Source organism: Gracilibacillus sp. D59 (assembly GCF_052246695.1).
Classification (GTDB): Bacteria; Bacillota; Bacilli; order Bacillales; family Amphibacillaceae; genus Gracilibacillus.
Genome location: NZ_JBQQCK010000032.1, coordinates 1 through 1,492, shown reverse-complemented (window position 1 = coordinate 1,492; position 1,492 = coordinate 1). Strand labels below are relative to the sequence as shown.

The window sequence follows — 1,492 nt, the reverse complement described above, 5'->3', positions numbered from 1 at the left end:
AAAAAGGTGTTCCGTAATTATCCTTAGAAAGGAGGTGATCCAGCCGCACCTTCCGATACGGCTACCTTGTTACGACTTCACCCCAATCATTGGCCCCACCTTCGGCGGCTGGCTCCAAAGGTTACCCCACCGACTTCGGGTGTTGCCAACTCTCGTGGTGTGACGGGCGGTGTGTACAAGGCCCGGGAACGTATTCACCGTGGCATGCTGATCCACGATTACTAGCGATTCCGGCTTCATGCAGGCGAGTTGCAGCCTGCAATCCGAACTGAGAATAGATTTATGGGATTTGCTACACCTCGCGGCTTCGCTTCCCTTTGTTCTATCCATTGTAGCACGTGTGTAGCCCAGGTCATAAGGGGCATGATGATTTGACGTCATCCCCACCTTCCTCCGGTTTGTCACCGGCAGTCACCTTAGAGTGCCCAACTAAATGCTGGCAACTAAGATCAAGGGTTGCGCTCGTTGCGGGACTTAACCCAACATCTCACGACACGAGCTGACGACAACCATGCACCACCTGTCATTCGGTCCCCGAAGGGAACTCCCTATCTCTAGGGACATCCGAAGATGTCAAGACCTGGTAAGGTTCTTCGCGTTGCTTCGAATTAAACCACATGCTCCACCGCTTGTGCGGGCCCCCGTCAATTCTTTTGAGTTTCAGCCTTGCGGCCGTACTCCCCAGGCGGAGTGCTTAATGCGTTAACTGCAGCACTAAGGGGCGGAAACCCCCTAACACCTAGCACTCATCGTTTACGGCGTGGACTACCAGGGTATCTAATCCTGTTCGCTCCCCACGCTTTCGCACCTCAGCGTCAGTTACAGACCAGAGAGCCGCCTTCGCCACTGGTGTTCCTCCACATATCTACGCATTTCACCGCTACACGTGGAATTCCGCTCTCCTCTTCTGTACTCAAGTTCCCCAGTTTCCAATGACCGCTTGCGGTTGAGCCGCAAGATTTCACATCAGACTTAAGAAACCGCCTACGCGCGCTTTACGCCCAATAATTCCGGACAACGCTTGCCCCCTACGTATTACCGCGGCTGCTGGCACGTAGTTAGCCGGGGCTTCCTCGATAGGTACCGTCAAGGTACCGCCCTATTTGAACGGTACTTGTTCTTCCCTAACAACAGAACTTTACGATCCGAAAACCTTCTTCGTTCACGCGGCGTTGCTCCGTCAGACTTTCGTCCATTGCGGAAGATTCCCTACTGCTGCCTCCCGTAGGAGTCTGGGCCGTGTCTCAGTCCCAGTGTGGCCGATCACCCTCTCAGGTCGGCTACGCATCGTTGCCTTGGTGAGCTCTTACCTCACCAACTAGCTAATGCGCCGCGGGCCCATCTGTAAGTGATAGCAAGAAGCCATCTTTCAACTTTCCTTCATGCGAAGCAAAGTATTATCCGGTATTAGCCCCGGTTTCCCGGAGTTATCCCAGTCTTACAGGCAGGTTGCCCACGTGTTACTCACCCGTCCGCCGCTCGTTCCACAAAC

1 rRNA gene is annotated in these 1,492 nt (G+C 54.2%); it reads right to left on the bottom strand.

Annotated features, from left to right (window positions below):
• Positions 1-27: 27 nt before the first annotated feature.
• Positions 28-1,492: ribosomal RNA gene (locus ACTWP4_RS22475) — 16S ribosomal RNA — on the bottom strand; the annotation flags it as partial.